We start from the raw sequence: 5,016 nt of genomic DNA, 5'->3' as shown, positions 1-5,016 counted from the left end.
TTTCCATCATCGCTGATTTCCTTATTTTGTGGTCCAGAAATCTCGCGCACCTCACCTCCCTGCTTCCTCTGCGCCCTCGGCGGTAAATTTCCGGCCGTCATTCGCGAGGCGCGGCGACGAGATTCATTGAACCGCGCTGCCGGGCGGCCCTCCTACTCGCGGAAAAAAGTAGTCGCGCTCGACGCCGTCGAGTTGGCCGCGGCGCATGCAACAGTTCTTGAAACCGGCGCGTGGAGCCGCACGGGCAGGGGTCGTTGCGGCCGAGCTTTTCGCGCAGCTCTTTGTCGCCATGGACGATGCGGAGCCCGCGCTTGACCTGTGTTTCGGACGGGAACCCTTTACGGCGCTTGCTGGTGCGCTCGAAAAAAGGGGACTTCTTGATGTCGATGGGTAGCCATAAATCCTCCTTGGTTGATACGTGGCCTGTTTTACACGAGCGGACCTTGCGCCGCCATGCATATTTGACGATTCTTCCTCAACATTCCGGCCCGTCACGGGTTCACTCAACACCATGAAACTCCGCACCCTCCTCGCCACTATTGTTTCGTTTACCGGGCTGGCGCTCTTTGCGCAGGCCGCACCCCTCGCCGTCGGCTCCCCTGCCCCTGAGATCAGCGGCGTCGACCAGGACGGCAAGACCGTCAATTTCAAGGACGTTTACGCGAAGGGTCCGACGCTCGTCTATTTCTACCCGAAAGCCGACACGCCGGGTTGCACCAAGCAGGGCTGCTCGATCCGCGACTCGTGGGAAGACTTGAAGAAGGCGGGCATCCAGGTGGTCGGCGTGAGCGAGGACAAAGTGGAGGCCCAGAAGGCCTTCGCGCAGAAGTACAATCTGCCGCACGTCCTCATTGCCGATAACGACGGGAAAGTGGCCGCCGCCTTCGGGACCGACTTTATCGCCGGTAAACCGCTCACCCAGCGCCAATCGTTCTTCATCAAGGACGGCAAGGTCGTCTGGAACATGCTCAAGGGGACCACGACGGAGACCCATGCCCAGGATGTGCTGAAGGTGAATGCAGAGCTTTCAAAGAAGTAACTGATTTCGGTCTTTTCAAAGCGCGCGTTCTCGACCGAGGGCGCGCGCTTTTTCGTTTCGCGCTCAGCGTTGCAAAAGCCGCAGCAGCCCTATTCCGAACAGGAGAAGTGAGGACATAAAGCAGAGAATTCCTCCTATCTTGAATCCGACGTAGGCGAATTTGCCGCTGTAGACCTTCGCGAGAAATCGAGGCCAACCCTTGGCGGCAATGTTCTCGCAAACCTTTCGAGTATTGAAAAAGTAATACCACCCGCCGTAAGCGAATAACGCCGCCATGCAAAAAACGACTGGGACGGGTGCAAGTGAATGGGAGCCATTCATAAACCAGCGAAGACAGTGCGAGCAGAGCAATGACATCGTCGATTGTCCAGACGTGATCGGCCGCGCAATTTCTACCGCCCCGCTGGGGCGGAGCCGTGGCGGTCGCTCATCCGGTGGCTGACGCCAACCGGCTAATCTCCGTGACGCCTCCGGCGCCCAAGCGGAACGAGCGACCGTCGTTTTAAAACACCATCGGCTGGCCTTCGGTCATCACCGAGATGCGCTCGGCGACACCGTGCTCCTGGGCGCAGGCCAGCAGGCGCGTCGGTGGTTCGTGGAGGGGCTCGTAGCTGAGGCGGAAGGTGCCGTAGTGCATCGGCACCATGCGGCGGGCGCCGAGATCGATGAAGGCGCGGATGGCTTCCTCGGGGTTCATGTGGACGTCGCGCCCGGTGGGCGGGTCGTAGGCGCCGATGGGTAGCAGCGCGACGTCGATGGCGTGCCGCTGGCCGATTTCCTTGAAGCCCTCGAAGTAGGCGGTGTCGCCGCAATGGAAGATGGTGCGACCGCCGACCTCAATGATAAAACCGCCGAAGCCGCGATGCGAATCGTGGAGCATGCGCGCACCCCAGTGGTGGCAGGGCGTGAGCGTGATCTTGATCGGGCCGTGCAGGTAATCCTCCCAATAGTGCAGCTCGTGGACGCTCTTGAAGCCGAGGTCGTGCACGAGGTTGCCCACTTCGAAAGGGACGACGATCGGCTGATCGGCCGCCACGCGGCGCAGGGACTTGCGATCGAGGTGATCGAAGTGCGCATGCGTCACCAGCACGAGATCGATGGCCGGCAGATCGTGCAGTTGCAGGCCCGGCTGCTTCATCCGCTTGAAGACCTTTAACCACTTGGCCCAGTTGGGATCGACGAGCAGATTATGCTCGCGCGTCTGGATGAGAAAGGAGGCATGACCGATCCAGGTGAGGCCGATCTCGCCGTCCTTTAGCTCGGGAAAATTGGGCGCGGCATGCTCGCCGGAGCGCGGCTCGAAGAGGGAGGGGATGAGAACTTCGGTGAGAAAATTGCGCTGCTGCCAACCCGGCTTGGGCTTGAGCCCGACCTTGCGCGCGGCCGCGCCGGAAGCGGGAGGATGCGCTCCATTGGCTTTCTCGGATTTTTTGATTTCCGCTTTGGGTTTGCGAAAAGGGTTCGCCACGGCGGGAGAGACTAGTCGCGTCATCGCAGGACGCAAAGATTTCGTACACTTGCCAGCCGATAACGTGGCATTTGTAATCCCGCCGTGACCAAAGCCGAACTCCGCCGCGAAATGCGCACCCGCCTGGCCGCACTCGGCCCAGCGCGGGCGGTGCAATCGCGCGCCATCGTGGCCGCGCTGGCGCGGCCCCTCGTGCAGGCCGGCAGCGGGTGGATCGCCCTTTTCTCGCCGATGCCGAGCGAGCCCGATATCGAATTACTCTGGGAATCGGCGCCGGGGCGCTTTTGCTATCCGCGCATCGCGCAGAGTGGAATGGAGTTTGTGGAGGTCGAACAGCTGGCCGATCTCACGGTGTCGGCGTGGCACCCGCACATTCGGGAGCACCGCCTGGCCGAGGCGCGCCTCGTCCCGCCGGTGGACATCGGGGCCATCCTGGTGCCCGGGCTGGCCTTTACGAAAGACGGCCACCGGCTGGGGCGGGGAGGCGGTTTTTACGACCGCTATCTCGCCGCACTCCCCGCTACGACGCACAAGATCGGGGTCTGCTTTGCCCTGCAACTGGTGGAGACGCTTCCGATCGAGCCGCACGACCAGCGGATGGACGCCGTGGTGACAGAAGAGGGCTTGGAGGAGTAGCCAGTCAGAGTATGCTCTTTCTGGAATCGGGGAGTGAAGGCGTTACGCTCCAAGTCTCTTGAGATTATTTGGGTCGTGCCAGTCCATCAGGCAATGTTGACATTGTCGGGCTCGAGCGGTCATCAATGGCTTGCCGCAATACGGGCAGGGTGCGCTTGTTCTACTCTCCGCATGGGTCACCCAAAGCTTCGCCCACGAAATCGGACAACCTGTCAAATGACGAAGCTCCCTAGTCGCTTCGACCTTGCGGCTGTCTCGAATAAGGTCTCGCAGCCGCGCCTCGTCCTTTTCAGCGAGATCACAGAACTGCGGGATATGCATCCGACATTTCGGGCACACGGGGCCGCGAGTGGGAAACGAATCTATCCTGCGTTCCATCTGTTCCAATTCATCGCGCGAGTAAGCATTTCCCTCGTCGCGATCATGGCAACTCGTCTCAGATGAAGCCATCGATGAGTTTTCTCCTGCCTAAACCAACCGCACCGGCACACGCATCTCGAAGCGAGGGATGCGCGTAAACACGGGCTCGCCATCGGTGGTGAGGCCGAAGTAAGCGCCCTCGGCCACGCTATCCGAGCCGATGGTGTGGTAGCTGTTGTAAGAGAAATGCTCGCCCGGCTCGAGCCGCGGGAATTCACCGACCACGCCATCCCCTTCCACGACCAGGCGCTGCCCCTCGGAGTCGGCCACCACCCACTTGCGCCCCTTGATGGTCACGGTGACCGAGGAGTCGTTGCGAATGGTGATGAAATAGACAAATGGGTGCGGGCGATCGGGCGGGGCCTCGAGCTGCGGCATGTGGACCACGCGATCCACGGTCGCAGAGAGACCGGCGAGTTCGGTGAAGGTGGCGGGCATTGGGGTCTCGGTTTTGGGGATTTAGTTTTCTGATGGCGACCAGTCCGCCACACGCGACAGCGATCAATCAATCAGCTATGCGTAAACAGCAATCGATATTCCATGTTTCCTGTAGCCCTCACTATTGCCGGTTCCGACAACAGCGCCGGGGCCGGCGCCCAAGCCGACCTCAAAACCATGAGCGCGCTCGGCGTCTACGGCGTGACGGCCATCACCTGCGTGGTCGCCGAGGTGCCGGGCAAGGTAAGCGCCATCCAGGCGATCGAGCCGCGGATCGTGGCCGAGCAGATTCGTCTGCTTTTCGAGGCTTTCCCGATCGGAGCGCTCAAAACCGGGATGCTGTATTCGGGCGAGATCATCGATGCGGTTTGCGACATGCTGGAGGTCTGTCTCCAGAAATTGCCGCAGGCGCCGCCGATCGTGGTCGATCCGGTGATGGTCGCGACCAGTGGCGATGCGCTGTTGAAAGGCGACGCGATTGCCCGTTATCGCGAACGCCTCTTTCCGCTGGCGACGCTCATCACGCCCAATCTCGATGAAGTGCGCACGCTACTGGGCCGCCCGGTGGCGAGCCTCGCTGAAATGCGCACCGCGGGTCAGGAACTCGTCGCGACGTTTGGCCGCGCATTCCTCATCAAGGGCGGCCACCTGCGGCTCGACCCGGCCATCGATCTGCTATGCACGCCGGACGGCGCGGTGCAGGAATTTTCCGCGCCCTTTGTGCAGGGCATTTCCACGCACGGCACGGGCTGCACGTACGCGGCCGCGATCACGGCTGGGCTGGCCAAAGGGCTGGCCCTTCCCGAGGCGGTGGGTGAAGCAAAGCAGTATCTGGCCAATGCGGTCGCGCATTTCCTGCGCTGGACCCACGAAGGTCGCACGACCGATGCCTTGCATCATTTTGCGCCGCGCCCCTAATCTCCCGCCTTTCGCTTCATGAAAATCCTCGTCCTTGGCAGTGGCGGGCGCGAACACGCGCTCGTCTGGAAACTTCAGCAATCGCCCCGCGTGCGCG

General features: G+C 61.5%; 7 protein-coding genes. 4 read left to right on the top strand and 3 right to left on the bottom strand.

All coding sequences use genetic code 11. From position 1 onward, the window contains the following. Positions 1 to 97 precede the first annotated feature (97 nt). Positions 98 to 277: an SEC-C metal-binding domain-containing protein gene (locus ABJF10_RS29215; protein ID WP_348548134.1), complete on the bottom strand. Its 180-nt coding sequence runs from the start codon at positions 275 to 277 to the stop codon at positions 98 to 100. A gap of 234 nt (positions 278 to 511) precedes the next feature. Here ABJF10_RS29215 and ABJF10_RS29210 point away from each other — a divergent pair, with 234 nt between their 5' ends. Further along, on the top strand, positions 512 to 1,039 hold the full coding sequence (locus tag ABJF10_RS29210; protein WP_348548132.1) for a peroxiredoxin: 528 nt from the start codon (positions 512 to 514) through the stop codon (positions 1,037 to 1,039). Between the two features lie 502 nt (positions 1,040 to 1,541). On the opposite strand, the gene ABJF10_RS29205 is transcribed toward ABJF10_RS29210, so the two are convergent. Next, entirely contained in the window at positions 1,542 to 2,507 is a 966-nt protein-coding gene (locus tag ABJF10_RS29205) for an MBL fold metallo-hydrolase (protein WP_348548131.1), read from the bottom strand. Between the two features lie 84 nt (positions 2,508 to 2,591). On the opposite strand from ABJF10_RS29205, the gene ABJF10_RS29200 reads away from it, so the two are divergent. Further along, a complete protein-coding gene (locus ABJF10_RS29200) occupies positions 2,592 to 3,143 on the top strand; it encodes a 5-formyltetrahydrofolate cyclo-ligase (protein ID WP_348548130.1) in 552 nt (183 codons plus the stop codon). A 468-nt stretch (positions 3,144 to 3,611) separates the two neighbouring features. Here ABJF10_RS29200 and ABJF10_RS29195 read toward each other — a convergent pair whose 3' ends face one another. After that, on the bottom strand, positions 3,612 to 4,001 hold the full coding sequence (locus ABJF10_RS29195) for an ApaG domain (protein ID WP_348548129.1): 390 nt from the start codon (positions 3,999 to 4,001) through the stop codon (positions 3,612 to 3,614). A gap of 102 nt (positions 4,002 to 4,103) precedes the next feature. Between ABJF10_RS29195 and thiD the strand changes: the two genes are divergently transcribed. Continuing rightward, positions 4,104 to 4,919 carry a bifunctional hydroxymethylpyrimidine kinase/phosphomethylpyrimidine kinase gene (gene thiD, locus ABJF10_RS29190; RefSeq protein WP_348548128.1) on the top strand — a complete coding sequence of 272 codons (816 nt, stop codon included), beginning with the start codon at positions 4,104 to 4,106 and terminating at the stop codon, positions 4,917 to 4,919. 18 nt (positions 4,920 to 4,937) lie between these two features. Then, the coding region (locus ABJF10_RS29185) for a phosphoribosylamine--glycine ligase N-terminal domain-containing protein (protein ID WP_348548133.1) at positions 4,938 to 5,016 on the top strand (79 nt) is incomplete at its 3' end.

The sequence above is a fragment of the Chthoniobacter sp. genome (assembly GCF_040003245.1).
Lineage (GTDB): Bacteria > Verrucomicrobiota > Verrucomicrobiia > Chthoniobacterales > Chthoniobacteraceae > Chthoniobacter.
This window is presented reverse-complemented; position numbering and strand designations above follow the sequence as displayed.